Below are 26,730 nucleotides of genomic sequence, written 5' to 3' on the forward strand. Positions count from 1 at the left end.
CAGACCGCTGACGGGCGCCGCATCGCCCGTTTGTCTCTGCCCCCGCCGGCCGCGTCCTGGGGCCTGTCCTGTGCCGGACCGGGGCGGGGGGGGCGGTGTGACGGCGCCGGGTTGGTGCTCGGTGCCGGGCGGGATCATGCTTGTGTGGAGGGCCCCGGCCGTGCAGGTTCCCGAAGGGCGAGATGAGCGGCGATGGAGCGACTTCCCACCCCTTTCGGTGAGCAGGCGCAGGCAAACGCCGTGCCCGGCTCGGCCTTGACGGCCACCGCCAGGGTCGATGAGCAGGGCATCGTGACGGGGTGGAGTGAGGGGGCGCGGCGGCTGCTGGGCTATACGTCCTCGCAGATCGTGGGGCAGCGGGCCGCGCGTCTGCTCGCCGGTGACGCCGGTGACGTGGGCGAGGCGGTGTGTCGGGATGCGGCCGGGCGCCGGCGGCTCAGCGGCACCGTGGCGCTGCGCCACCGGGACGGCCGTGTGCTGCAACGGCCCCTGCTCGCGCACCGCCAGAGCCCCGGCGGGGCCGGCGGGGCCGGCGGGGCGGTCGCCGAGTGGCTGGTGGTGTCCGCCGTGGCGGGCGCACCGCGCACGGCCGGGGACCAGACGCTGAGCGAGCGGGTGTTCCGTCAGTCTCCCTGCATCCTGGCGGTCTTCGATACGGACCTGCGGCTGGTGCGGGCGAATGCCGGCATGGAGCACGCGCTGTCGCTGAGCGAGGAGCAGATGCACGGGCTGCGCCTGGTCGACATCGCGCCGCATGCCGTGAGCCAGGAGGCCGAAGCGAAGATGCGCCGGGCGCTGGAAAGCGGCGAGCCGCAGCACATGGAGGCCTGCATCCGCCCCACCGGCATCAGCGCGGAGCACGGCTGGTCGACCTCGCTGGCCCCGCTGAAAGACTCCGACGGCCGGGTGCGCACGGTGTGCCTGGCGGCCCACCACACGCTGCAGGAGCACCTCGCCCGCCAGCGGATGCTGCTGCTCAACGACGCCTCGACCCGCATCGGCACCACCTCCGACCTCCGGCGCACCGCACAGGAACTGGCCGACGTCGCCGTCCCCGGCCTCGCGGACTTCGCCGCCGTCGACCTGCTGGACGCCCCCCACCACGGCGGCCCGGTGCCCGCCGGGCCGGGACCCTTGACCATGAGCCGCACCGCGGTGCGCTCACTGCCCGGCAACAGCTCGCCCTCCCCGCCCGCGGCACCAGAGCAGTCCCGCTACCCGGAAGACTCCCCGGTGGCCCAGTGCCTGGCCCAGGGCCACGGCGCCCTGTACGAGGGGAGCGATCCCGCCCTCGTGCGGTGGGCGGCCACGGACCCCCAGGCCGCCTGGATCCGCGCGAGCGGCACCCACTCGGTACTGGTGGTGCCGATGCGCGCCGCCGGCACCACCCTCGGCGTCGCCCTGTTCGCCCGCCACCAGCGCCCCGAACCCTTCGAGACCGACGACCTGTGGCTGGCCGAGGAACTCACCGCCAGAGCCGCCGTCAGCATCCACACCGCCCGCCACACCCCCCGCCAGCACACCACCACCATGACCCTGCAGCGCAGCCTGCTCCCGCAGACCCTGCCCGACCAAAAAGCCCTGGACATCGCCACCCGCTACCTGCCCGCCGGCACCCAGGCCGGCGTCGGCGGCGACTGGTTCGACGTGATCCCGCTGTCCGGCGCACGCGTCGCCCTGGTCGTCGGCGACGTCGTCGGCCACGGCATCCGCGCCTCGGCCACCATGGGCCGGGTCCGCACCGCGGTCCGCACCCTGGCCGACGTCGACCTGCCACCCGACGAACTCCTCACCCACCTCGACGACCTCGTCCTGCACCTGTCCGCCGAAGAAAGCAGCGGCACAAGCGACAGCACCGAAACCGCCGGAGGCATCGGCACCACCTGCCTGTACGCGGTCTACGACCCCATCTCCCGCCACTGCACCCTCGCCCGCGCCGGCCACCCCCCGCCCGCCCTGGTCACCCCCGACGGCACCGTCTCCTTCCTCGACGTCCCCGCCGGCCCCCCGCTCGGCCTGGGCGGCCTGCCCTTCGAAACATTCGACACCCAACTGCCCGAACACAGCATCCTCGTCCTCTACACCGACGGCCTCCTCGAAGCCCGCGACCACGACATCGACGACGCCCTGGACAAAATGTTCGCCGCCCTCGCCCGCCCCGCCCAAACCCTCGACACCGTCTGCGACCGAATCCTCACCTCCATGCTCACCCACCGCCCCGACGACGACATCGCCCTGCTCATCGCCCGCACCCGCGCCCTCGACACCGACCGCGTCGCCGCCTGGAACCTCGCCTTCGACCCCGCCATCGTCGCCCAGGCACGCCAATACGCCACCACCCAACTCACCACCTGGGGACTCGACGACGCCGCCTTCATCACCGAACTCGTCGTCAGCGAACTGGTCACCAACGCCATCCGCTACGGCCGCCCACCCATCCAGCTCAGACTCATCCACGAAAACAACACCCTCATCAGCGAAGTCTTCGACTCCAGCAACACCGCCCCCCACATGCGACGCGCCCGCACCTACGACGAAGGCGGACGCGGCCTCCTCCTCGTCGGCCAACTCGCCCACCGCTGGGGCACCCGCCCCGCCCCCACCGGCAAAACCGTCTGGGCCGAACAAACCCTCACCACAAACTAAAAACAAACACCACCCACGCAGAGCGCCGCCCCCTGCCAAGCCCAAGCATGTCCGGTGACCGGCACTGCGTTCAGCTCGGCATCGCTGACCTTCACACCGGTGGGATAGGCGCCGGTGTCGAGTTCGGCGTGGACGGTGAGACCGGTGCGGGTGGTGGTCGCGGCGATGGACTGCACGACGACCTCGTGGCTGCTCAGCGGTCTGCCGCGCCAGTTCATCGTGATCGCGGAGAACAGCCGATGCTCCACCTTGTTCCACTTCGATGTGCCCGGCCAATGCCGTTGCTTGATTACTGGACTATCGCGGTGTGCAACGTGATGGCCTTGGCTGTGATCCGCCGTGTCGGTTGCCGGTCTCGGGTGTTGATCCGGTAGGAGAGTTTCGAGGAGTACTTCGAGTCCGGCCGTTTGAGGTGCCGGTCCGCCTCGCGCAGGCGCCTGGCGCCGTTGTCGAGCTTCCGGCGCACCTTCGCCGCCAGCACGGCCAGGAACTTCTTGATCTTCTTGGGTGTATCCGCGCGCTGTCGGACCACGCTGCGCCGCGTGTGCTTGAGGACCTTGACGAACGAGACCCGGTCCGGGTTGATGCCGTTGTCGTCGGCCAGACACATGATGACCCGCGTGAGGCAGTGGTGCACGACCAGGTGCGCCCAGACCTCCTGCCGCACCAGATCCGGGTCTCCCGAGCGCAGGACCTCGACCGGCCCGCGCTGGAACGTCTTGATCTGCCGGAACGCCGACTCCGCCTCCCACCTGGCATGGTAGAGCCCTGCCAACTCCGCCGCCGGATACGCAACCGGGTCCAACAGATCAGTCAACAGCCTGACCACCTCGCCGCCGTCGACGCGGTACTCGATCACCCGGACCAGCACCCCGCCAGGATGCGCGCCCTTCTGCCCGCCCAGGTTCATCCTCCCCAGGTACGTCCCGTCGGGCAGATACTCAACCGGCCGGTGCGCCACCGGCGAGCGAGCCCGGATCAGCAGATGGGCCCCGAATCCGAGATAGGCCTTCCATAACTCGACCCCGGGCAGGCCCCGGTCCATGATGACGAGCATCTTGCTCGCCGAGGTCGCCAGAGTGATCGCCAACTCCCGCTCACCGCCGTTGAATCCGCCCACCGCCGCGTCGATCTGCGCGTGCGTGCCACACTCGGCCAGTGTCACCACCCGCACTTGAGGGAATCCCGCCGGCTGGCCGTTCTTGACCGGCCCACCGAACGCGGCCCGGTTGGCCGGTGTGTCCGGCGCGTCCAGCACGAACCCGTCCACCGCGGCCAGCCGCATCCCGCGGTAGAAGGAGCCCTCCAGGCCGACGGGGGCCAACGGGTCGGCCAGCTCACGGAAGACGGCCTCCAGGACCAGCGTTCCCAGACGCCTGCGCGCCCGCGTGAACGAGGACTTGTTCGGGATGCTCCCGCTCAACTCCCCGTTAGCGCCCACCAGTTGCTCCGCCACATCGTCATAGGAGTCCTGCTGGAACAGCGCCAGGGCAAGCGTGAAGTAGACCATGAACCCGGCCGGCAGCGCGCCGGGCTTCTTGTCCCGGACCCGGCACTTCTCCAGCACCTCGGCGACCAGTTCCGGAGTCACCCACCAGGTCACCACCCCCAGTCGCACATGATCGGACAACCCCACCCAAGGATGCATGCCGGGCCCAACGACCGCGCCCCTCCGGCGTCACTGCGAACTGCTTGACGAGTTCAAGCAACGGCATTGTGTGCCCGGCGGCATATGGCAGACCGTGACGGCCAGACCGGTCCGGGCCGCGAACGCAGCCAGCTCGGTCTTGAAGGCCCGGGTGCGGTAGCCGTTGGAGCCGCCGGCATCGGCGGTGATCAGCAGACGTCTGGCCTGCGGATAGTCGAGACGTCCGCGCCCGTTCCACCAACGGCGGATCGATTCGACCGCGAAGGCTGCGGTGTCGTGATCCGTACCGACGTTCACCCAGCCGGTGTCCGCCGCCAGGTCGTAGATGCCGTAGGGCAGGGCCTTGCCCAGTGCATCACCGGGGAAGTCATGGACGTCAACCCGCACGCGTTCACCGGCCGGCCGCCATTGACGTCCCGCATTCTTGAACTCCCCGACGACTTCCTTCTTTTTCGTGTCCACACTGACCACCGGCTCGCTGTCCGCCTGATAGTCCTTGACCTGGTCGTTGATGTACCGGAACTGCGCGTCCCGGTCGGGGTGTTGAGCCCCTTCAAGGGTCTTGGCATTGGCCTGCAGACTGAAACCGTTCTCCCGCAGCAGCCTGCCCACGGTCGGCGCCGAGGCGGCATGGCCCTGCCGCGTCAGCTCCCCGGCCAGAGACCGCAGCGACTTGGTCGTCCACCGCAGCGGCGACATCGGATCGCCCCGCTCATCCGGCTCGACCAGCGCCAGCAACGCCGGAACGAGCAGCGGGTCAAGTTCCTCGGCGCTCTTGCGACCGCCGCCGTCCCGGCGGACCCGGCCATCGGGCAGTGGGTCCTCACCGCCCTCCAACTCGAAGACCCCCTTCCGCACCGTCGTCTCGCTCACCCCTGCGGCACGCGCGACGGCCCGGACCCCGCCGTGCCCCAGGAGCCGGGCCTCGGCGGCCAGCGCCAGCCGCTGCTGTCGCTCATTCAGATGGGGGAACAACACCCTGAATCTCAGGGCAAGTTGGTCATGAACCGAGCTCGGTATGCGCATACCACACCAACGACAGGGAGACCGTGAAGCAACGTGTTGATTCTTTACAGGCCCTAACTACGCGGCATTGCTTCGACCGCATGATCGGACAGCTCTACCACTGCCTCCAGCACCGCAAGCTGTTCGACGAACACACCGCGTTCCCCACCGAACTCGCTTGACGGCATAGCAAGGTGAGGTGTCTGCCTTCATGCGCGTACAGCCGGAAGATCACCCGACCAGGACCCCCGTTCGACCCGCACGTTCCAAGGTCGGGTGGGATCCGGCTTCTCGCTCTCCTCAGCCCTGTTGCACCCCTACCTCAGGGAAGGTGACGAATTGTTCGGCGCGGCCCTTGCGGCGGATCCCGAGCTCCTCGAAGCGGCGTCGGCCATTGGCCATCAATCGCCGGTGCTCGTCCTCATCGCCTCGGATCCGCGCCAGAGTCGCCAGAGAGAGCTCGCATTCGCCGACAAGGACGGCGTGCTTGATCTTCTCACCAAGCCGCAGGCTGCGCTCCACATTGGCGCGGGCTTGGTCGCATAATCGGGTTCGCTCAGCGGCAACGTCGGACCTCAACGCCCGGTTCATGATCGCCAGCGCGGCATCGCCGCAGCGGTTCCCGATCCGCTCCTCGTCGCCGCCGCGTTCCTCCTGTGCCAGTAGAGCAGCAAACAGACGCTCCGCCTCTTCGAAATTTCCCAGTAGCAGGGCCGCGTACCCGAAATCCAGTTTTGCCCCGCGTGTCAGCAACTCGTCGTCACAGCGGCGACCGTATATCGCCGCCTGCTCAGCCCAATACAGCGCTTTGGGACCGTCATCGGCATCCCGGGCGATTCCGGAGAGTGATCGTGAGGCGTTGCCGGCCCATCGGGCCGCAACACGTGAATCGCCACATCGCTGTGCCGCCTTGAGCCCTTCCAGACAGTAACGCTCTGCCTCAGGGTAGTCGCCGAGCTGGAGCAGCGGCCAGGCAATGGTCGAGGCACAAAGTTCGGCGATCGCCGAGTCGTCCCCAATGAGTTCGGCCACCTCTAGTGCAGACTTCCCCCAAACGACGCGCTCGCTCAGTGCATTACGGAATCCCAGGAATCTCGCCAGGGCTCCCACCGCGCGTATATAGAGCCAGCATTGCTCGAGGTCGTTTCCCCGACAGCACTCCCGCGCCACTGCCAACGCCGACATAATGTCGACTCGGTCTGCTTCCAACGCAGCGTTGTCGGCCGCGTTGGCCACCACCTCCCGCATGAGATACTGCATACGCCGCATGCGGCACTCCCCATCGAACATGCGATCGGGTCCGTCCGGGACTGCGCGAGCCACCACTCACTCCCATCGGGCGACGATGTCAGTGTTGATGAAGTACCTTGTCAGCGGATGCAGCGAGTACCGCACTTCGCGGCCCCCCATCATAGCGAGCATGGATCGCTGTCCCAGCCTCGCGGTCGCTGAATAGAACTCGTCATCGATCACGTTTGCCGTGTGCTGAATCGCGGATGCGGTCGGGTTTCCTTCAAAATGTCGCATGGCGACCAGCACCTTGCGGGCCGGGCCATCCAGCTCATCCCAGATCCGCCGGAACAAGAAGCTGTAGAACTCGTAACTCAGGTTATTAAATCCGGCTTCCTCGACCACTCGAAGGACCTGTTCCACCGGCTGGTAGTCCATCTGCCCGCTGATCAGCTGCATTGCCAATGGCGCCCCGCCGGCCACGTCTCGGATGCGGGCCAGCGTGTCAGTGGCGGCGCTCATCAGGTTCCGGTTGTTCTGGCGCTCAGCAGTCCTCACAAGAAAGGCGATGCCGTCCTGCGGCGACAGTCCTTCAAGATCCAAGGAAAACGCGCGCTCGCGGAGGACAGAGTAGCGACTGGTGACAAGGATCTTACCTCGACCAAGAATCTCGATCAGCGAGGCGACCAACGCGTCTCGGTTTGGCACGGTTTCCAAGTTGTCCAGCACGATGAGCACTTTGTTATCGCTACCGGCCAGCCAATTCCTGACGATCTGCTCTTTCGCCACTGTGGGTGCGTCAGCACTCCAGGCCAACTGCGAGTGCCGAAGCAGATCGTCTAGAAGCGCGTCGAACGAATAGTCCGCAACTTCGGTACGCACCACGCCCTCGCCTATGAACCTCTCTGTCTGGGTGCTGCGCCAGAAAATGCTATTGAAGAGGTTTTCATCCGCCAGTTTGCGTACGGCTTCCTGCGCAAGCGCTGTCTTCCCAATACCCCCCATGCCCTTAAGGGTGATGAGCGGAATCTGCGGATTCCTCAGGACCGCCCGAAGCGTGGCCAAGACCTCACGGCGCCCGATAAATTCTATCGGCGGGACCTGGGCTACGACTTCCTGACTCGCCTTGACGGACGTAGGTGCGGCCGAACTACGTGGTGCAGACCGATCGGTTGGATCGACCGACACTCGCTCGGGCCCGGCGCCGGTCATCTCGACCAGCGGATGGCCGCCACCCGTCCCCCCTCGATGGTCAGCCGGGGGTGCGGCCTGGTCCATGCGTTTCAGCTCGCCCCACGTCGCCGCCATGGGTGCCGCTTCCCCAGCCCATCCGGCCAGAACTCGTCCGACGGCGGTGAGCTGGTCGAGGTCGCGGGGCGTGGACGCGCCCTTCGCCCAGGAGTTCACCGTCTGGATCGGCACTCTGGACTGTTTGGCCAACTCAGTCTGGGTGACCCGGACTTTCGTCACCGGGGCCCGATGCGCCGCCTGGTCCCACAACCGGGCCAGCTCGGCCAGCACCCTGGACTGCGAACCCACCGGTCGAAACGGGGTGCCGACCATCGCGCTGCCTCCCTCCCGGATCCAACCCGGATTATCCCGGAACCCGGTTCGAACAGGAGCCTAACCGCGCACACCCACCCCGGATCCGTAATCCGTTCAATTCGCCGCGGCCGCGAACTGTGATGTGACGCGAGCACCGGCACCCGGCCGGGCCGCATGCATCAAGGAACCAGCCCCCATGAAGCGAACCCGGAGCACGACCAGCCGCCTCGGCACCACCATCGCCTTCGCCGCGATCCGCGGTGCCGCCACTGCCCTCGGCAGCAGCCTCATCGCCCTGGCGACCTGGTGGATCACCCACCACTGAAAACACCAGCGAGCTGAACGCCTGAACCTGCTATGCAGCAAGCCCGAGGGGCGGGCACCTCTTCCTGCTGGGAGGGGTGCCCGCCCCTCGCCACGCCCAGTGCCTCGATCTTCCGCTTGAACGCCGGGGCCAAACCCCCGGGCCGCCGGAACCCCCTCCCTCAGCCCCGCCGTGAACCCCGGGGTCAGATCACGGCGGACCATGGCATGTAACGCCGTCAACCCCACCGGACACAGGTCCCGTTCACGGACCCCGGCCGCCAACACCTCGTGCGCCCACTTCACATCACCAATCTCGGCCGGCGCCGCAACCCCGTAACCAGCTCGATCTTCGTCGATGCGGCGCTGCCGGCCCGGATCGGGCCGACCCCTGTCGCCTCGCCCGAGTTGCTGGAGTTCCTCAGGCCCATGGCTGTGAACGGCAGGCTGCCACGCTGGACCGATTGGTGGGACGAGACAGACGTCGCCCCCATGTTCTCTGATCCGATGGTGCAGCAGACAGTCATTGAGGAGCAGCCCACCCTGCCGCTGTCCTACTACGAACAGCACATCCCCGTCCCCGACGGCTGGGACGAACATCCCTGCTCCTATTTGCTGTTCGGCCCTCCGTATGACGACCTTGCCGCCGAGGCGCGCGAACGCGGCTGGCGCGTGGCACACCTGCCCGGCGCACGCCTCCATCAGATCATCGATCCTGCCGGCACAGCCCGGCACCTCATCGAACTCGCCACTACGACTTGATCCACTTCCCATACACGCCCTAACCACCCCGGACGGCGCCCCGCCCTGCGAGCACTGCGGCCTGCGCCGGGTTGGCCGCCCGGTGGCCCGCCGACCCGTCCAGGCCCGAAGGTCCCAGGTGACCGTCACCGGGTGAGCTGGTGAGCCTGCTGGAGGAGACCAACGGCGTTGTGGGGCAGACCGGGTGAACACGGTCTGGTCTCTGGAGCGGATCGTCAAGGACAACCTTCCCTTCTGGTCGGACCCCACCTTCGCCACCACGTACATGCCGTTCGGATCACTGCTCTTCTTCGGCGACAACGGAGGAGGCGACCAGTTCGCGTTCGTGCGGACGCCTGCCCGGGCCGACACCTTCGTGTGGGAACACGAGGACGACAGCCGTCGGTGGGTTGCCCGGGATCTGCAGGACTACCTCGGCCGGTCTCTCGCGCACAGCGGGGACGACTCGTACCAGTAGCGAAAGCGGGCCACGATGCCTTGCTCAGAGGAGGCGTGGCAGCCGATCATGCCGACGCGGCCGGGTGGCGTGTCCCACGACTTCGCCACCCGCCCGAACCTCACGCAATACCGTCCACGACGGTCAGACCCTAATTCGTGTTCGTGTTCGTGTTCGTGTTGGTGTTGGTGTTGGTGTTGCCGCCACCGTTCCCGTTCCCGTTCCCGTTCCCGTTCCCGTTCCCGTTCCCGTTCCCGTTGCCATTGCCATTGCCGGCTTCCTTATCGGCAGGCTTGTTGGCGTTCGTGTTGGTGTTGGTGTTGGTGTTGGTGTTGGTGTTGGTGTTGGTGTTGGTGTTGTTGATGATGACGACAACACCCCCGCGGCCACCCTTCCCGCCTCTGCCGTTCTTCCCATGCTTGTTGTGGTTGTCGTGCTTGTCGTGGTGGCCCTGGGCGTGGGCCATCGTGCTGACACCGGCGGCGGGCACGTGTGCCGGGGTCGCGGCGAAGGCGCCGGTGGAGGACAGCATCGCGCCTCCTGCTGCCAGCGCGGTCGAGGCGGTCAGCATCGCGATACGACGAGTGCAGGACGTGCGGGCCATGAGAATTCCTCCGGTGGGAAAAGCTGCGAAAAAAGGGGTGGATTACCGAACGGCCCCTTACCACAATTTTGTGGGCCTTTTCGGCCGGGGCTCACGCCCCGTAAAACGCTCCGCCAGAGTTTGTTTTCGGCGGTGCTGGCGGGCCACCTGATCTGTGTGAACCCATGCCTCAATTAAGCCCCGGCAGCAACGCCGCGTCATGACGCTGAATGTCGGGGCTTGACACACCACCACGGCCGCGTTAAAAGGGCCCCGCCAGTCAGGTCATGCGGCCGGCGCCGTCGGCCGCATGACCGGCCGACGCGCGCCCTCCCGAACGAAGGGCGCGCCTTCGCACCTGCACTGTCCGGCGCACAGGCCCGCACGAACCCGCCACGCCCGACACCGCAGGGGCAAGCTCCTGCCCTCCGCGTCAGATTCCGGCCCCTCCCGCGACAGGCCGACCGGCACGGTCCGCGCGCCTTGACGCCCGGCCCGGCGATGCGCCCCAGACCACCACGCTCCCCCCGCACCGGCGGCCACGCACCGGATCCTGCCAGATCCCCGCCGGCCCGGCCTGCCCCCTCCCGGCGATCCACGGCGGCCCCACTCCGCGCCGCCGGCACGGCCTGTGAGCGCAGCGGGCCGCCCGGACACATCCGCGCACCCCGCCCAGGGCCCGGCCAGCCCCCAGGCCTGCCGTTTCCTGCCCTCTGTCGCAGCCCCGGTCCCCGCCACAGCCCGCCCGGTCCTGCGACGCCGCCGCAGGCTCCCCCTGCCCGCCCAAGCCGACGGTCGAACGCACGCTGCGTGGCAGAGCACTCCCGGCCCACACATGAAGGCCCCCGCCACCGCTCTCGCCGAGGTCACGGGCCGCCGGGACCCGCCGGTTCCCGGCCCCAGCGGACCGCCCGATCCGCCCTTCGCCCGGCCGGTGACACACCACGCGCAGGGGCCCGCCGCCGCGTACGCCTGCGGGCGGCCCTGCCGCCCTTTCGCGGGCTCCCGCACCACACCGGCCACCTCGTCAAGCCCCGAGTTGTCGCAGCGTGACGCGGTGGCACCGCCCGGGCCCTACTCGAAGTGCGGGCCGCACCAGCAGGCCCGCAGCCGCGCGGCAAGAGTCCACAACCGCCGTTGAAGATTTGACGGTTGTGCCCCTCTCCCGCCGGCCCGCCCCTACCGGCCGGGGCCAGCCCTCGCAGCCCTCCCCACCCGGTACGAAAGAACGGAGACCCCTCTCATGTCCCCCCTCTCCAAGGCCCGGCGCACCGGCCTCTCCCCGGCCCGGCGCACCGGCGCGCTGGGCGCCACCGCCGCAGTGATCGCCACCGCCCTCGCCGGATGGACCGCCCACACCTCGCCCGCACACGCGGACAGTGCCGGCCAGCCACCCAGCTCACTGACCGCCCAGAAACTCAGCTGGCACACCTGCTCCCCACCGACCCCCGCACAGGGCACCCAGCCCGCCCCGGGCCGCGCCTGGCAGTGCGCCACCCTCAAGGCCCCCCTGGACTACACCCACCCCGACGGCGAAACCATCAGCCTCGCCCTGATCCGCACCAAGGCCACCGACCCCGACCGGCGCATCGGCTCACTGCTGTTCAACTTCGGCGGCCCCGGCGCCTCTGGCGTCTCCATACTCCCCAGCACCGGCAATGAGTTCCAGACCCTCAACTCCCGCTACGACCTGGTCGGCTTCGACCCCCGCGGGGTTGGCGCAAGCGCGCCCGTCACCTGCCTCAGCGACAAGGAAACCGACGCCTACTACTCAGGGGAGGGGCCCTCCGACGTCGTCGCCCCGCTCCAGGACCCCGCCGCCTTCGCCCAGCACTACCTCAACAGCTGCCGGCACAACTCCGGCAGAATCCTCACCCACGTCGACACCGTCAGCGCCGCACGCGACATGGACCTCATGCGTGAAGTCCTCGGCGACCGCAAACTGAACTACTTCGGCATGTCGTATGGCACCAAACTGGGCGCCGTCTACGCCCACCTCTACCCCCACCATGTCGGCCACCTGGTCCTGGACGCCGTCATGGACCCCACCAAGGACCCGCTGCAAGAAGCCCTCGCCCAGACCAAGGGCTTCCAGCTCGCCCTCGACAACTACATGAAGGACTGCGCCGCCGCCCACGACGCCGCCTGCCCCACCGGCACCGGCGGCAGTGACGGCAATCAGAAACTCGCCGCCCTGCTCACCGCCCTCGACCAGCAGCCCCTGCCCACCCGCGACGGCCGCAAGCTCACCGCCGACCTCGCCTTCACCGGCATCATGTCCGCCCTCTACTCCCAGAGCACCTGGCCCACCCTGACCAGCGCACTGAACGAAGCCCAGCACCACGGCCGCGGCGACACCCTCCTCCAGCTGGCCGACGCCTACAACGGGCGCGACACCCAAGGCCGCTACGCCAACATCAACAGCGCCAACACCGCCATCAACTGCGCCGACCAGAAACAGCGCTACACCGACACCGACGTCCACACCCACCTCAAGCAATTCCGCAACGCCTCCCCCCTCTTCGGCGACGCCATGGCCTGGAGCCTCACCAGCTGCACCGGCTGGCCCAGCACCGCCACCACCGACGCCTCCCAAGTGAACGCCCCCGGCGCGGCCCCCGTCCTGGTCATCGGCAACACCGGCGACCCCGCCACCCCCTACGAAGGCGCCCGCCACATGGCCCACGCCCTCGGCACCAGCGCCATCCACATCACCTTGACCGGCCAGGGCCACGGCGGCTACACCAGCAACAACACCTGCCTCAAAAACCTCGTCGACCACTACCTCCTCAACAACACCACTCCCCCACCCAACACCACCTGCACCTAGCACCCCACCCGTGCCACACGGCACGCCCCACCAACACGACACCCAACCGACAACACAAAAGCAAAAACACCCCCTGCGGCCCAAAGACCGCAGGGGGTGTTTTCCTATTCACCGCGCCGACTTCACAGCCACAGCACCGACTCCGTGCACACGGCACCACACCCACGCGATACCAGCCCCCCCACCAAACGCCAAAGACACCCCGCACGCGACAAGGGCCGCGGCGGCGAGCGATGTCGCGGCCGCTACCGGCTCGGCCGCCACGGGGCCGGCCGCCGTCCTCGGGCCGGCGGTCGCCACATGCACCACCGTCCTGATCTCGGACACGGCGGTGCCTTCTTGGTACGAGGGCTATCGCAAGATGCCGTTCGTCTTCGCCGGCTCGAGCGCCGCCGCGGCGGCCGGGCTCGCGCGCCTGGCCTCGAGCCCGCGCAATCCCAGAGTGCGCCCGGCCCGACAGCGGAGCACGCTGGAAAACGCGCCGGCAGACGCGCGACGGGACACGTGCATGGCGGAGCCAGGAGGTGTTACTCGTCATGACCCTCAAGGGTTCCGTGGACGCGGTCGTTGCAAGGCTCGGTGACGTGCGGTCCGAGCTGGAAAACCTCTACGAGGACCTGCATGCCCACCCCGAGTTGGGCCACCAGGAGCACCGGACCGCGATTCGTGTGGCGGAATGCCTGAGGAGCTGCGGCTACCAGGTGCACGACGGGATCGGCGGCACCGGTGTGGTCGGCCTGCTGGCCAACAGCGACGGTCCGACCGTTCTGCTGCGCGCCGACATGGATGCCCTGCCGATCCGCGAGGAGACCGGCCTGCCGTACGCCGGCACGGCCGGCGCCAAGGACGCCTCCGGCCGGGGGGTGCCAGTGGCGCACGCGTGCGGTCACGACCTGCACGTCACCTGTCTGCTGAGGGCGGCCCGTCTGATGGCGGCTGCCCAAGGGGCATGGCGGGGCACGCTGGTGGCTCTGTCCCAGCCCGCCGAAGAGCCCGGGGACGGCGCCGACCGGATGCTCGCCGACGGGCTCGCCGACCGTGTTCCGCACCCGGAGGTCGCCTTCGCTCAGCATGTGCTTCCCTATCCGGCCGGTCAGGTCGGTACGCGCGCCGGGTCCTTTCTCCCCGCGGCGGACAACATCAAGATCGCTGTCTATGGCAGGGGCGCTCACGGGTCGGCTCCACAAGCTGCGATCGACCCTGATGATCGTCGTCCGTCTCCAGACGATCGTCTCGCGCGAGCTGGCAGCCACCCACCCGGTGGTGCTCACGGTGGGTTCCGTGCAGGCGGGTACGAGCGGCAACGTGATCCCGGAGTCAGCCGAGCTGCTGGTGAACGTGCGCACCTACGACGAGGACACCCGCCAGGCAGTTCTGGCCGCCGTGCGGCGCATCGTCAAGGGCGAGTGCGACGCCTCCTGGGCAACCCGTGAGCCGCAGATCGAGGAGGGCACCCGCTTTCCGCCGACCGTCAACGACGAAGCGGTGACCCGCGCGGTCTCCACCGCATTCGCCACAGTCTTCGGGAAGCGCTCGGGAACCGTCGAACTGCAGAGCGCCAGCGAGGACTTCAGCCGCATCCCGGACGCCTTCGGCATCCCGTACACGTACTGGGCCCTCGGCTGCATCGATCCGGACACCCATCAGGGCGCCCGGCAACGCGGCACAGTGGCCGAGGATGTCCCGGTCAACCACAGCCCACGCTTCGCACCAGTCCTCCAGCCCACCGCGGTGACGCGAACCAGCGCGTTGGTGGGCAGTTTGATGACGGAGTCCGGGACGTTCTCGACTCGGACGTCGCCGGCGCCGTGCATGAGGGTTGCGCGCATGAGGTGCTCTCCGATGGGGTGGGTGCTTGTTTCGGAGCGGTGCTGGTCAGTGGACGATGATGACGTGAGTGCGGGCCCGGCCCGGCTCGCGGCCCGGTTCAAGCCTGTTCGGCACGGCCGCACTCTGGAAGCCCGCGGCGCCGGGTGCTGAGGAGCGGCGGTGCCGGTTGACGGCGAGGGCGACGGTGGGGATCAGGGGCAGTGCGGCGATGGCGGTGCCCACCGCGGCGGGGCCGGTGGATCCCAGGCTGAAGCCGAGGGCGAGGCCGGCGATCCAGGAACCGACAGTGGTGCCGAGGTTGAACGCGGAGATGCTGAGGGCGGAGCCCAGAGCGGGCGCCTTGCCTGCGAAGCGGACGGCCATGGAGATCAGCACCGGGTTGGCGCCGAGGCCGAAAGACCCCAGCAGGGTGACCAGGACGATCGTGGCCGCGGCGTAGCCGGAGAGCAGGCAGATCGCGAGGAGCAGGAGGGCGGTGGCCGCGGCTGCCACGATGGTCGTCGTGTGCGGACGGGCGTCTCCCAGACGGGCCCCGACGATCGAGCCTGCCGGGGCACCGATGCCGAAGCCGACGAGGACCAGCGGCACAAGCCCTGCCGCGATGCCGGCCCGGCCGGTCAGCAGCGGCGAGATGTAGGAGTACGCCGCCAGGACGCCGCCGGTCGTGGTGGCGCAGGCTGCCAGCGCCAGCCACAGGCGGCCGGAGCGCAGAGCGGACAGCTCGGACCGGATCGACCCCGACTGCTGCGCCGGGCCGTCGTGCGGGACCATGCGGGCGATGAGCGCGACGGCGGCCACCACAAGGCCTGCGAGGGCCCAGAACGGTCCCCGCCAGCCCATGAGCTGCCCGGCGAACACACCCAGCGGCACACCGACGACGTTGGCAAGCATGGCTCCGGCGCCCACGAGACCCAGGGCGCGGGAGCTCGCGGCAGGCCCTGCCGCGCGGGTGGCAAGCCACATTGGCCACCGCCCAGAACGCTCCGGTCGCCAGCGCCGTCAGGAACCGCGCCGCCAGCAGCAGGGCGAAGCTGGAACCGAGCGCGACGATGACATGTCCGGCAGCGAAGACGCCCAGGGCGAGCATCAGGGTCAATCGCCTGGGCATCCGCAGCGTCAGCATCGCCATCAGCGGCGCGCCGACGATCATCCCGACCGCGAAGACAGTGATCAGCAGTCCGGTCTGGGCCACGCTCACTTGCAGGTCGCCCGCGATCGCCGGCAGCAGGCCAGCCACCACGAACTCGGTCGTGCCCATCAGGAAAGTGCCCAGCGCCAGCACGTGAACGACGAGCGGAAGCCGGGCGGGCGGCGGCTTCCCGCGGTCTTCGGCCCGTACCTCGGCGGGGGCGTGGAGGACTCCTCCTCGCGTACTCATACATCAACTCCGTGGGTGTGATCGAGGTGCTGATCCCACGAAACCGGCTTCATCGTGCGCGGAGAAGGTCGCATTTATAGGGGGGACAAGCTCAACCTCCCTTCTCTGCCGTCCGTGGATACCGTGGAATGTATGGACCACCGCAGCGACAACCGCACGGAGATCCGGGACTTCCTCGCCAGTCGGCGCGCCAAGATCACCCCGGAGCAGGCAGGGCTGCCCACCAGCGGCCGACGCCGGTTACCGGGGCTGCGGCGCGAGGAGGTCGCGGTACTCGCAGGCGTGAGCACCGAGTGGTACACCCGGCTGGAGAAGGGCCACATCAGCGGCGTGTCCGACGACGTTCTCGACGCGGTCGCCCGGGCACTGCAGCTGGACGAGGACGAACGCACCTACCTGTTCGACCTGGCCCGCGCGGCCCGGCCCGCGAACCGCACGTCGTCCCGCCGCAAGGACGTCGCCGTGCCGCCCCGCATCCAGTGGCTGCTCGACTCCATGACGATGTCCTCCGCATTCGTGCGCAACGGCCGCCAGGACATCGTCGCCAGCAACCCGCTGGCCCGGGCCCTGCACGCACCGGTCTTCGACAGCAACACCATCGACAAGCGCGGCCGCCCCAACATCGCCCGCTACATCTTCCTCGACCCCGGCGCCCACCACTTCTTCGTCGACTGGGACGCCGCCGCCGTCGCCACCGCCGCACTGCTGCGCGCAGAAGCCGGACGCGAGCCCCACGACCGGGCCCTGCGCGACCTCATCGGCGAGCTGTCCACGCTCAGTCCCGAGTTCCGCAGCCAGTGGGCCGCGCACGACGTCCGTATCCGCCACGACGGCATCAAGCGGCTGCAGCACCCCGAGGTCGGTCACCTGGAGCTGTCCTATCAGTCTCTGGACCTGCCCATGTCCAACCGGGCGGTGCCCGACCTGACCCTCTACACGAACCGGGCAGCACCTCCGAAGACCGGCTCAAGCTCCTCGCCAGCCTGGCAGCCACCCAGTCCCAGGCGCCAGAGCCCACCGACCAGCCGCGCTAACGTGCCAGGGCGCGATGCCGGCCCGGTGTCTGCGCCGGCCGCTCGCGTGGCGTGGCGGCGATCGGAGACTCGATGCAGTCCACATCGTGTGCGTAGGGGAGACCGGGTGCCTGACAGCCGACCGAGCGTCCACATCGTCATTTCGCGGCTGCGCCCTGAAGCGAGCCGCGAGGCGTTCCTCGATGTCACGCGCCGGATGGTGGACTGGCTCCGGCTGCAACCTGGCTTCGTGGGCTACGAGCTCTACGAGGCAAAGGAGAATTGGGCCGACCGTCTTGAGTGGGAGAGCACCGTTCACGCCGAGCAAGGGCTGCGGGCGTTCCTGGGGACTGACATTTACGCCGAGATGATCGGGTACGTGGAAGACGACTACCACGGCATCATCGGCCGCAGCGTCCCGCTCTGACGCCACGACCGCTCGCCCCGTGGTGCCGAGAGGCGCGTGCGCTGCTCAGTGCTCCAACGAGTTGGGCGCCGCCATGACGTGACAAGGGCAGTGCGGGTTGGTGATGTTGTGACGCATTCTCAGGCCCGCGCGGCCTGCTCTCATACCACCCTGACGGGCTTGTCCCGCGCACGTCTCGGCGAGTTGGTCGAAGAACTCGCTCCGAAGTGGACAGCTCGGTGCGACTCGGCCCTGCACGAGCGTCGGGGCGGTGCGCGGCGTCGCGCTGCCGGCGCTGGACCGGATCATCGGCTGGGTTCGTGGACCGGGTGCTGGTGGCGCGGGTGGTGCTGCGTGTCGCGGTGCCGCACGCGGCGCTCGCTGTGCTCTACGGCGTGGACCGCTCGACCGTCTCGCGGGCAGTGCGTGAGGTGCGGCCCCTGCTCGCGGCGCGGGGCTTCGCCGTTTCAGACCGGCCGGGAGTGCGGCTTCGCACCCTGGACGACCTGTTCGCCTGCGCCGACGCGGAGCAGGTGCGCCTGCGGATGGACGGCACGGAAGTGCAGGTCCGTCGTCCCAGGGTTAACCGTGTCGGACGCCTCTCTTTCCTCTCCGGCAAGCGCAGGCAGAACACGATCAAGACCACGACGTTCTGCGACGAACAGGGGCGCACGCTGTTCAGCGGGGTCGTGCGGCCGGGGCGGATGCACGACCAGACCGCCTTCGCACCGAGGGCATCGGCGAGCAGTTCCGTCTCCACCCGAGGTGGCAGCCGACGTCGACGAGGGCTACAGCGGGCTGGCGAACGAGTTCCCGGACCAGGTCAGCGCCCCTCCGCGCAAGCCGAAGGAGAACTCCCCGGAGGGCGACAAGCCGGCCTGGCGGGAGCATCGGCAGAGGCAGTCCTCGCGGCGAATCTGTGTGGAGCACGCCCAGGCCGAGCTCAAGCAGTGGAGACCTCTCCAGCGGTACACCGGCCGCCGGAACGCCTACGCCGAGACCCACCCGGCCATCGCCGAGCTGGTATGCGAGCGGGCAGCAGCCCGAGCCACCCGCCGCACGACGAGCACCGACCCGGTGCTCGCCCGACGGTCCGCCTGCTGATCACGCACCAGCCGAACCGCCGGGCGAGCACGCCCCGACCTCAATCGCTCCCCAACTCGTAAGCGGCGCCAGGCCCCTCACACCCCGGGCGCGGCCGCTGACGCGGCTTTCCGGGCGGCAGGCCAGGCACTGCCGCTGGCACGGCCGACCGCGCCGACGCCCTGCGCCGGGCCCGCGCACACCACGGTCACCCCGCCGCGCTGCGCCGGATGCGGCCCGGGGACCTTGCCGGACGGCAACGAATCCGTGCCGGGGTATGCGTCAGGCTCGCACCGTTCGAAGGACATAGCGGACCGGCTCATGTCGACCGGGCCGGGCCGCTGCTTGCGCGGATCGGGAGAGCCAGGAGCCGTCACGGAGCTGCCTGGTGACCGGCAGGACCCGGTTGGCGGGCACTCGCCACAGCAGATCAGCGCGGGTGGCGGTGAACGCCTGTCACAAGGGGGCACCGAGGAACTCACGGTCGGCCAGGACGAGTTGGCCCTCCCCCGCAGGAACAGGGCAGGCTGCCGACCCGACGTTCGCCGCGAGCGGCCTGCCGGTCAGCGGTAGGTGAGCAGGTCCTGGCGCTCCCCGGTGAAGTGGGAGTGGTCGTTGAAGGTCAGCAGGCTGATGCCGGATCCGCCCGCCACGAGCGTGGTGACGGCGGCGTTGACCGCGACGCGGTTGAGGCCGACGGTCCCCGCGACCGATGTGCCGAGGAGCCTGCCGCACAGCGCGGCCAGCACTCCCCCGGACGTGACCACCACAGCGTCACGGCCGGGGCCGAGGGAGGCGACAAGGTCGCCCAGGGCCGCGAAGGCTCTCTGGGAGAATGCCGTCCAGCCGTCGTCGTCCGGGTCGTTCATCCACGCCTCCAGTGCCCGGTCCAGCAGTTGCTGTGTGCCACGGGAATCCGCGAGGGTCCCGGGCGCGGGCGGGCCGTTGCGGTCGAGGAGGCGGAGGTGGTCGTACTCGTTCCAGCGCGGGTCCTGGAGGGGGGCGCCGCCGAGTCCGGCCGCCTTCAGCAGGAGCTCGGCCGTGTCGTACTGGCGGTGCAGGGAGCCGCAGACGACCAGCGGGTCGCGCAGCCCGCGCCGTGCCAACTGGGCGCCCACGACGGTGGCTTGCTCCCGCCCGAGTTCCGAGAGTACGTCGTAGGTCTGCGAACCGAACGATGCCTGGCCGTGCCGTATGAGGTGGATGACCGGCATGGGGGACCTTTCGAGGGGTGGGTGAGGACGGCCGTGCGCAACGGGCCGCGCGTCGAGCGGAACGGCCTCGCTATGGGGTGATGAGGTGGCCGGTGCGCGGCGAGGTCCGCCCCGACTGGACCTCGTGCCAGACCCGCTCGAGGCTCTGCGGGCCGTGGCTGTGCACGATGTCGACCCACCCCTGGGCCACGGGCAGGAACTCCTTCCACGCCTCGGCGAAGCGGTGGTCCAGCCCTTCCCGCCCCCAGTCGCCGATGCGCTTGCGGATCTGGTCGGGGGCGAAGAACATGCCCGGCCCGGTCTCCGCAAGGGTGCCGGCGGGCGCGGGTTCCTGGTTGGTGATGCCGACGACCACCTGGTGCACCAAGGAGTCGCCGAGGTGGGCGCCCAGCCGGGCGGACAGCTGCTCGTCGCCCGCGAAGTCGGCGTACAGCGTCTGCGTGCGGGGGAGCCTGGAGACGTCCTCGTAGGTCAGCACCCGGTCGTAGCAGCCGAGGCCCTCGGTGAAGGCGAGGTTGCGCAGGGAGGTCAGGCCGACCACCTCGCATCCCTGCCCCTGGAGCAGGTGGGCGGCGCCGTAGGCCGTCTTGCTCGAGGCGGACGACAGGACGATGGTCTTCGCGCCCAGCCAGGCGTTGTCGGCGAGCCAGTCGGCCAGCATGAACGAGGTCCAGAAGAGCGGGCGGTACAGAACGTGAAGGTCTTCCCGGCCGGCCTCGTAGGCGAGGTCGCCGGTGGTGAGGGCGTAGGCGTTGTAGGGCCGGGGCAGGGTTCGGCGATGGGGGCCGGCCTCGCGGAAGCCGCGCTCGTCCACTCGGTCCGGGCGGACCAGCAGGTGGCTCGCGGACGGGAAATAGCCGTAGTAGCGGCTGCCGGTCGCGACGCCGTCGACCCGGGAGGTGACGACGTCGGCGAAGCCCCACAGGGGGACGATGCCCCAGCCGGCGCGGGGCGCGGGGAAGAACTCCCAGTAGCGGAACGAGTCGCCGAGTGCGGCGTAGGTGACGTTGTTGGCGGTCAGGCCGACCCGGTCGACGCGCAGCAGCGCCTCCCCGTCCCGCACCTGCGGGACGGGGACGTCGGCCAGCTCCGCGGTTGACAGGTCGTTGCGCCGGACGAGCAGGTTCCAGGCGGTGGCAGCGGTGGTGTTCATGACTGGAACGTACTTGAATCCGGATTCGGATTCAATACCAGGCTAGGATGCGCACATGCTCTCCCCTGACCCTGGAACCGAACAGCCCGCGCGGCCCCGGCCGGCCGGGGCGCGTACCCGGCGCGGCATGCGCACCCGTGACGCCCTGGTGGCCGCGGCCCGGCGGATCTTCGAGCGGGACGGCTATCTGGACGCCCGCATCGTCGACATCGCAGCCGAGGCCAAAGTGGCCACCGGCAGCTTCTACACGCACTTCGCATCCAAGGACGACGCGTTCGCCGCCGTCCTCGCACGGCTGCAGGACGAGATGCTGCACGCCGGAGTCAGCGACGGCGCTGACCACGGCGGCGACGGCGGGCGCAAGGACCTGTGGCGAGGGGTCGAGGACGCCAACCGCGCCTATCTGGAGTCCTATCGCCGCAACGCCGCCCTGATGGCCGCCATGGAACAGGCCGCCGCCGTCGACCCGCAGTTCGTGCGGCTGCGACTGGAACGGTCGCGCGTGTTCATTGACCGCAGTGCCGCCGCCATAGCCCGCCTCCAGCAGTCAGGCCTCGCCGACCCGGAGCTCGACCCGGGCATCACCGCACGGGCGCTGAGCGCGATGGTCAGCCGCCTGGCGTTCGTGACCTTCGCCCTGGGCGAATCCGTGCCCTTCGACACGCTGATCGAGACCGTCACCCGACTCTGGACGAACGCGCTGCGCGTGCCGCGGGACTGAGCCCGGCACGGGCGCGCCCTGTGATCCGACTCATAGCGGGGCCGTGACGGCCGGTGGTTGACGGTGGCACCGCGCACCCGCAAGGTTGACCGCCAGTGCGCATTAAGCAAGCGCTTAGTCAGCCACAGAGAGGTGACCGACCATGAAGCGCCGCCTGTTCGAAGCGGATCACGAGATCTTTCGGACTTCCGTACGGGAGTTCCTGCACCGCCACGTCCACCCGCGCACCGACGAGTTCATCGAGGCGGCCGCGATCCCGCGCGACATATGGACCGAGGCCGGCAAACAGGGCTTCCTGGGGCTGGAGATCCCCGAGGAGTACGGGGGCGGCGAGGCGCGCGACTACCGGTACAACACCGTGCTGGCGGAGGAGCTGGCCAAGGTGACCGCGGCGCTCTCCTCCCGCCTGGGCATCCACACCGACATCGTCGCCCCGTACCTGGTCGATCTGACCACCGAGTGGCAGAAGTGCCGCTGGCTGCCCGGCTTCTGCTCCGGGGAGATCGTGACGGCGATCGGGATGACCGAGCCCGGCGGCGGTTCCGATCTCGCGGCCCTGCGCACCACCGCGGTGCGGGACGGTGAGGGGTGGGTGCTCAACGGATCCAAGACCTTCATCACCAACGGCTATTCGGCCGACCTGGTCGTGGTCGCCGCACGGACGAGTCCCGAGAAGAAGGCGCACGGCATCACCCTGTTCGGCGTGGAGAGGGGGCTGGAGGGCTTCACCCGGGGGCGCAAGCTCGACAAGGTGGGGCAGACCGAGTCCGACACGGCGGAACTGTTCTTCGACAACGTCCGGGTACCGCACGCCCATGTCATCGGCGAGGTCGACCGCGGATTCGCCCACATGATGGAGCGGTTGCCCCAGGAGCGCCTCGGAGCGGCGGTCGCCAACCTCGCGCACGCCGCGCAGATCCTCACGGAGACCGTCGAGTACACCAAGCAGCGCAAGGCGTTCGGCCAGGCGATCGGCTCCTTCCAGTACAACAAGTTCCTGCTCGCCGAACTGGTGACACAACTGGAGGTGACCCAGGCGTTCGTCGACCAGGCGGTCATGGCACACAACGACGGCGAACTCACCGCCGTGGACGCGGCGAAGGCCAAGTGGTGGTCCGCACAGGTACAGAACGACGTGCTCGACGCCTGCGTCCAACTGCACGGCGGCTACGGCTTCATGAACGAGTACCGGGTGGCACGGGCCTGGCGCGACGCCCGTGTCACCAAGATCTGGGCCGGCTCCAACGAGATCATGAAGGAACTCATCGGCCGCGACCTCGGTCTGTGACCCGCCCGCTTCCAGCACCGGTCGAGCGAGGTGAGCGGCGAGTGAAATTCCGCTGCCGTCGCCGTCGCCGGTGATCCTCCCGGGCCGGGCCGGTTGCGTTTCGACGCCCTGGCGGGGCAGGGCATGTGCCGGCGGAGGTTTCGAAACGTCCGGCGGTCCAGGGCCGGGGTGAGCCGGCACCCGCATAGTGGTGTCGGCTCCTTGATAGGCCTTGTCCGCCCAGCACGAACGCCGACCGCAGTCAGAAACTGTGTCACATCCTCTTTCCGCAGGTCACAGCGTCGCCAAGCGTCGTGGTGACTCTGCTTGCCGTTCGGTTGGGCGCCGTTGGACGGGCATCCGAACGGCAGCGGAGGACTCAGGCGGCTGTCACGAGGGTGACCGGGACCGCTTCCGGGCGGCGTCGCGGTCGGGCCAGACGGCGAGACATCAGCGTGATGAACGCCCACTGGATGTGGGCTTCGGCGTGGGACATGAGGCGCTCGTAGTCCCTCGCATTGCGCCGGGCCCGCATCGTCCACGAATTCGACCGTTCGACCACCCACCTCTTGGGCAGCAGGACGAAGCCCTTGGCGTCCTTGGGGCGGGGAACGACCTTGATCGTGATGCCCAGGGTGTCCTGGGCCCAGGTGCTGAACTCCTCTCCGCCGTAGCCGTTGTCCGCCCAGACCAAGACGATTTCGGGGTGTTCGGCGTGAAGGCGGGTCAGCAGGATGCGGGCCGCGTCGCGGTCCTGAACGTCGGCGGGGGTGACAAGCAGGTCGACCAGAAGGCCGTCCTGGTCAACGATGAGATGCCGCTTCCGCCCATTTATATGTTTGTTCGCGTCGTACCCGCGCGTCGCGTTCGACACCGTCTCCGCACCTTTGACGGACTGGGAGTCCACGATCACCCGGACCGGCCAGGGACAGCACCGCCAGCGCGTGCCGCAGCCCGGCCGCGTCGATGCGGCCGCGGTTCAGCGCGTCGTAGAGCGCGCCGTGGCCGCGGCGGTGTTCGGCCAGCAGCGTCAGGTCGACCGGCGAGGTCACGGGCCCGTTCTCGCAGAGCATGGCGTCGCACAGCTCGAACAGGGTGTCACTGCGTGCGGTGAGGCACGCGTACAGGTCCTCCCGGAAGTGTGACGCGAAGTCGAACGCGACGCGCCGGGCATCGTCGTGCAGCACACTCACCTCTGCGGCCTTCGTATGAATCTGATTCCGTGGCGGAACGCAGAATCATGCGAAGGCCGTCCGCCTGTCCGGCGAATCCCCAGGTGGGTGACGTCGTACGACACGCTGTTCGAGGCCAGAGGTTAAATAACAAGCGTACGTCCAGGAGTCCGGGCGTCTTCCCAGCTCAGAAGGGATGTGAGTGATGTAACCGGACGTCAAGGTCAGGGTAGCCAGCCGGTGGAAGTCCGGTCCCGGGGAGACGCCAGGGTCCCTGGTGGCTGACTCCCGGCGTCACTCGAAATGGTGGCGTCGAAGTGGAGTGACAAGCGCCCTTCGGGGTGTGCAACCGGCCAGTCCGCAACATGAAGTGAAACCTGCAGCGTCGTCATTTGACCCCCGCCCGAGGGCGGGCCAAGGAGGAGCCGAGCCTGTGCTTGATTGGCGAAGGCCACGGAAGGCGATCTTGGACCTGGAGCGGTCGCCGAAGAACCTCACGGCGTAAGGGGCGTGGAATGGTCGGAAGGTTGTCCTGGGAACTGGACAGAGCCTCCTCGGTCCCGGGTTTGCGGCCCGGGAAGCGTGGCCTTCCTGTAACCGGCAGAGCCGGGAAATGGGAGGTTGTCGAGAGGCAGTCGGAGGGGGTCGTAGTAGCGACGATCGGCGGGACAGCACAACCCGCTGGGAGCGAAGGGCCCCTGCTTCATCGATGCGATTCGCAACCAGGGAGGGGCCCGGATGAGTGCCGTTTCGGCTGGTTCCATCCGCCGGGAGGAAGGCGCCGCAGGACCGGGCCGTCGTCCTCAGGACAAGGTCCGATCCCTGCAACGGACGCTTTACCGCTGTGCCGAGCAAGAACCCGAACACCGGTTTCACGCCCTGTACAGCCATGTCCACCGCATGGACGTTCTTCGGCGGGCGTGGGCCGGTGTGTGCGCAAACCGGGGTGCCCCCGGCGTGGACGGCATGACCGTCGACGCGGTGGAAACCTCGGGAGTGGATGCATTCCTCCAGGACCTTTCGCAGAGACTGCGGACGCATACGTATCGTCCGTCAGTTTTGCGGCGGGTCCAGATTCCCAAACCGGGGCGACCGGGAGAGTTCCGACCGCTTTCGATCCCCACAGTGGCGGACCGAGTGGTGATGACGGCTGCGAAACTGGTCCTTGAACCAGTATTCGAGGCCCAGTTCACTGAGGCGAGCTACGGATTCCTGCCGAAGCGGTCCGCGATCGACGCGTGCGAAGCAGTGCGTGTCGCCGCGAACCAGCGGCGGGAATGGGTGTTCGAGGCCGATATCCGCGACTGCTTCGTCACGATCGACCATGAGGCGTTGATGGCCCAGGTGGCACGGCGTGTGGTGGACCGGCCGATGGGCGGTGCCCGGTCGGGTCATGCTGGGATGAGCACGATCTTCTTACCGCCGGCCCGTCCGGCAACCACCTGGGTAAATGCAGCCGGTCCCTCGCTCAGCGGCAGGGGCTCCGGTGCGAGTTTCAAGGTTCCCGCCACGGCCCGCTCCGCGAGCTGGACGAGCTGCGCGCCGTTGGGCTCGATGTAGAGGTCCCAGCTCGTGATGCCGCGTTCCTCCGGAGGCGCGTCCGAGGTCAGGGAGCACAGTTGGCCGCCGTCCCGCACCAACGGCAGGGCCGCGTCCGCCGTGCCGGCAGCGATGATTAGGGCAGCGTCGAACCCGCCGGGCACCTTGGTCGACCAGTTCGGGTCGTGGTAGTCGACGACCTCCGTCGCTCCCAGACCAGCCAGGCGCTCTGCGGCGGTAGCAGAAGCGGTCGTGGTCACCTCGATGCCCTTGGCCGCGGCGAGCTGGATGGCCAGGGCTCCGGTGCCCCCGCCTCCGTTGGTGATCAGGAGGCGCTGTCCTCGGCTGAGGTCAAGCTTCTCCAGTGCCTGCAACGCGGTGAGCCCGTTGACCGGCAGTGCCGCCGCGTGCACGGCGTCCAGCCCGGGTGGGCAGGCTGCCGCGTGTTCCGCGTTGATCAGAACGCGTTCGGCCCAGAAGCCGCTTCCCCCGGGCAGCGGGGCCTCGTGTGCGAGCACCCGGTCGCCTACGGCAAACCCGGTGACACCCGCACCGACGGCCAGCACCTTGCCTGCGCCCTCCACTCCCAGTGCCGCCGGGGGGCGCAGCCCTACGTCCCAGCTGGCGTCGATTTCCAGTTCCTCCCAGGGGCCGACTCCGGCTGCCTCAACCTCCACCACGATCTGACCGGGCTTGGGAGATGACGGTTCGGGCAATTCCAGCAGGACGACTTCCTTCTCGGCCGTGGATACTCCGCATGCCTTCACAGTAGATCGTTGTCCTCTCATTCAGTCCGGCCGACTAGGAGGTACGGGCCGGAAACTCAAATCCGGCAGCGGTGTCGAACTGGACATTCCACATGCCTTCACAGTAGATCTTTATCTTCGTACTCAGTCCGACCGACCGGGCTCCAGCGCCTCAGACAGCAGCGTTGCCGCCGGCGGCGGGCCGCCATCAGTCCGCGTC

20 protein-coding genes and 7 pseudogenes are annotated in these 26,730 nt (G+C 68.8%); 14 read left to right on the forward strand and 13 right to left on the reverse strand.

What is annotated here, in order from left to right; all coding sequences use genetic code 11:
• Window positions 1–192: 192 nt before the first annotated feature.
• A complete protein-coding gene (locus tag OG390_RS01105; RefSeq protein WP_406164560.1) occupies window positions 193–2,646 on the forward strand; it encodes a SpoIIE family protein phosphatase in 2,454 nt (817 codons plus the stop codon).
• On the opposite strand, the pseudogene OG390_RS01110 reads toward OG390_RS01105, so the two are convergent.
• From OG390_RS01110 to OG390_RS01130, 5 genes and pseudogenes are all read right to left on the reverse strand, one after another.
• Window positions 2,643–2,918 (reverse strand): annotated as a pseudogene (locus OG390_RS01110) (ISAzo13-like element transposase-related protein); the annotation flags it as partial. The gene OG390_RS01105 and the pseudogene OG390_RS01110 overlap by 4 nt on opposite strands.
• A gap of 17 nt (window positions 2,919–2,935) precedes the next feature.
• Entirely contained in the window at window positions 2,936–4,276 is a 1,341-nt protein-coding gene (locus OG390_RS01115; protein WP_406164561.1) for an IS4 family transposase, read from the reverse strand.
• An 87-nt stretch (window positions 4,277–4,363) separates the two neighbouring features.
• Window positions 4,364–5,320: pseudogene (locus OG390_RS01120) on the reverse strand (ISAzo13 family transposase); the annotation flags it as partial.
• A 279-nt stretch (window positions 5,321–5,599) separates the two neighbouring features.
• The gene (locus tag OG390_RS01125) at window positions 5,600–6,568 is read right to left on the reverse strand and encodes a hypothetical protein (RefSeq protein ID WP_406164562.1); all 969 of its coding nucleotides are present in this window, start codon (window positions 6,566–6,568) and stop codon (window positions 5,600–5,602) included.
• A gap of 57 nt (window positions 6,569–6,625) precedes the next feature.
• The gene (locus tag OG390_RS01130) at window positions 6,626–8,092 is read right to left on the reverse strand and encodes an NB-ARC domain-containing protein (RefSeq protein ID WP_406164563.1); all 1,467 of its coding nucleotides are present in this window, start codon (window positions 8,090–8,092) and stop codon (window positions 6,626–6,628) included.
• A gap of 178 nt (window positions 8,093–8,270) precedes the next feature.
• On the opposite strand from OG390_RS01130, the gene OG390_RS01135 reads away from it, so the two are divergent.
• From OG390_RS01135 to OG390_RS01145, 3 genes are all read left to right on the forward strand, one after another.
• Window positions 8,271–8,399 carry a hypothetical protein gene (locus OG390_RS01135; protein WP_406164564.1) on the forward strand — a complete coding sequence of 43 codons (129 nt, stop codon included), beginning with the start codon at window positions 8,271–8,273 and terminating at the stop codon, window positions 8,397–8,399.
• A 269-nt stretch (window positions 8,400–8,668) separates the two neighbouring features.
• Complete coding sequence (locus OG390_RS01140) at window positions 8,669–9,139, forward strand: hypothetical protein (protein ID WP_406164565.1); 471 nt, start codon at window positions 8,669–8,671, stop codon at window positions 9,137–9,139.
• Between the two features lie 184 nt (window positions 9,140–9,323).
• Window positions 9,324–9,596 carry an SMI1/KNR4 family protein gene (locus OG390_RS01145; RefSeq protein ID WP_406164566.1) on the forward strand — a complete coding sequence of 91 codons (273 nt, stop codon included), beginning with the start codon at window positions 9,324–9,326 and terminating at the stop codon, window positions 9,594–9,596.
• A gap of 130 nt (window positions 9,597–9,726) precedes the next feature.
• Here the strand turns inward: OG390_RS01145 and OG390_RS01150 are convergent, their stop codons facing one another.
• Window positions 9,727–10,179, reverse strand: a complete 453-nt coding sequence (locus tag OG390_RS01150; protein WP_406164567.1) for a hypothetical protein — start codon at window positions 10,177–10,179, stop codon at window positions 9,727–9,729.
• 814 nt (window positions 10,180–10,993) lie between these two features.
• Here OG390_RS01150 and OG390_RS01155 point away from each other — a divergent pair.
• The 4 genes and pseudogenes from OG390_RS01155 (at window position 10,994) to OG390_RS01170 (ending at window position 14,968) form a co-directional block, all read left to right on the forward strand.
• A complete protein-coding gene (locus OG390_RS01155) occupies window positions 10,994–11,299 on the forward strand; it encodes a hypothetical protein (RefSeq protein WP_406164568.1) in 306 nt (101 codons plus the stop codon).
• A 102-nt stretch (window positions 11,300–11,401) separates the two neighbouring features.
• A complete protein-coding gene (locus OG390_RS01160; RefSeq protein ID WP_406164569.1) occupies window positions 11,402–12,988 on the forward strand; it encodes an alpha/beta hydrolase in 1,587 nt (528 codons plus the stop codon).
• 536 nt (window positions 12,989–13,524) lie between these two features.
• Window positions 13,525–14,130 (forward strand): annotated as a pseudogene (locus OG390_RS01165) (M20/M25/M40 family metallo-hydrolase); the annotation flags it as partial.
• Between the two features lie 13 nt (window positions 14,131–14,143).
• Window positions 14,144–14,968 (forward strand): peptidase dimerization domain-containing protein, encoded by an 825-nt coding sequence (locus OG390_RS01170; protein ID WP_406177442.1) that lies wholly within the window; start codon window positions 14,144–14,146, stop codon window positions 14,966–14,968.
• On the opposite strand, the gene OG390_RS01175 is transcribed toward OG390_RS01170, so the two are convergent.
• Entirely contained in the window at window positions 14,864–15,781 is a 918-nt protein-coding gene (locus OG390_RS01175) for an MFS transporter (protein ID WP_406164570.1), read from the reverse strand. The genes OG390_RS01170 and OG390_RS01175 overlap by 105 nt on opposite strands.
• Window positions 15,782–15,836: 55 nt before the next feature.
• Window positions 15,837–16,196, reverse strand: a pseudogene (locus OG390_RS01180) (MFS transporter); the annotation flags it as partial.
• Window positions 16,197–16,328: 132 nt separating this feature from the next.
• On the opposite strand from OG390_RS01180, the gene OG390_RS01185 reads away from it, so the two are divergent.
• The 3 genes and pseudogenes from OG390_RS01185 to OG390_RS01195 all read left to right on the forward strand — a co-directional run bounded on the left by OG390_RS01185 (window position 16,329) and on the right by OG390_RS01195 (window position 18,719).
• The gene (locus OG390_RS01185; RefSeq protein WP_406164571.1) at window positions 16,329–17,636 is read left to right on the forward strand and encodes a helix-turn-helix domain-containing protein; all 1,308 of its coding nucleotides are present in this window, start codon (window positions 16,329–16,331) and stop codon (window positions 17,634–17,636) included.
• Between the two features lie 362 nt (window positions 17,637–17,998).
• A pseudogene (locus OG390_RS01190) lies at window positions 17,999–18,286 on the forward strand (IS5/IS1182 family transposase); the annotation flags it as partial.
• Between the two features lie 94 nt (window positions 18,287–18,380).
• Window positions 18,381–18,719, forward strand: coding sequence for a transposase (locus OG390_RS01195; RefSeq protein ID WP_406178333.1), 339 nt, complete (start codon window positions 18,381–18,383; stop codon window positions 18,717–18,719).
• A gap of 542 nt (window positions 18,720–19,261) precedes the next feature.
• Here the strand turns inward: OG390_RS01195 and OG390_RS01200 are convergent.
• Together OG390_RS01200 and OG390_RS01205 are read right to left on the reverse strand one after the other, a co-directional pair.
• Entirely contained in the window at window positions 19,262–19,912 is a 651-nt protein-coding gene (locus tag OG390_RS01200) for a histidine phosphatase family protein (RefSeq protein ID WP_406164572.1), read from the reverse strand.
• 70 nt (window positions 19,913–19,982) lie between these two features.
• Entirely contained in the window at window positions 19,983–21,065 is a 1,083-nt protein-coding gene (locus OG390_RS01205) for a DUF2855 family protein (protein WP_406164573.1), read from the reverse strand.
• A 127-nt stretch (window positions 21,066–21,192) separates the two neighbouring features.
• Here OG390_RS01205 and OG390_RS01210 point away from each other — a divergent pair, with 127 nt between their 5' ends.
• Both OG390_RS01210 and OG390_RS01215 read left to right on the forward strand, forming a co-directional pair.
• Window positions 21,193–21,786, forward strand: a complete 594-nt coding sequence (locus tag OG390_RS01210; RefSeq protein WP_406164574.1) for a TetR/AcrR family transcriptional regulator — start codon at window positions 21,193–21,195, stop codon at window positions 21,784–21,786.
• 142 nt (window positions 21,787–21,928) lie between these two features.
• Window positions 21,929–23,074, forward strand: coding sequence for an acyl-CoA dehydrogenase family protein (locus tag OG390_RS01215; protein ID WP_406164575.1), 1,146 nt, complete (start codon window positions 21,929–21,931; stop codon window positions 23,072–23,074).
• A 358-nt stretch (window positions 23,075–23,432) separates the two neighbouring features.
• On the opposite strand, the gene OG390_RS01220 is transcribed toward OG390_RS01215, so the two are convergent.
• Both OG390_RS01220 and OG390_RS01225 read right to left on the reverse strand, forming a co-directional pair.
• Complete coding sequence (locus OG390_RS01220; RefSeq protein WP_406164576.1) at window positions 23,433–23,927, reverse strand: transposase; 495 nt, start codon at window positions 23,925–23,927, stop codon at window positions 23,433–23,435.
• A gap of 49 nt (window positions 23,928–23,976) precedes the next feature.
• A pseudogene (locus OG390_RS01225) lies at window positions 23,977–24,240 on the reverse strand (transposase); the annotation flags it as partial.
• A 951-nt stretch (window positions 24,241–25,191) separates the two neighbouring features.
• On the opposite strand from OG390_RS01225, the pseudogene OG390_RS01230 reads away from it, so the two are divergent.
• Window positions 25,192–25,530 (forward strand): annotated as a pseudogene (locus OG390_RS01230) (reverse transcriptase domain-containing protein); the annotation flags it as partial.
• 86 nt (window positions 25,531–25,616) lie between these two features.
• On the opposite strand, the gene OG390_RS01235 reads toward OG390_RS01230, so the two are convergent.
• Window positions 25,617–26,531, reverse strand: a complete 915-nt coding sequence (locus tag OG390_RS01235) for an NADP-dependent oxidoreductase (RefSeq protein WP_406164577.1) — start codon at window positions 26,529–26,531, stop codon at window positions 25,617–25,619.
• Window positions 26,532–26,730: the final 199 nt, after the last annotated feature.

Origin of the sequence: Streptomyces sp. NBC_00996 (assembly GCF_045162675.1) — a bacterium.
Lineage (GTDB): Bacteria > Actinomycetota > Actinomycetes > Streptomycetales > Streptomycetaceae > Streptomyces.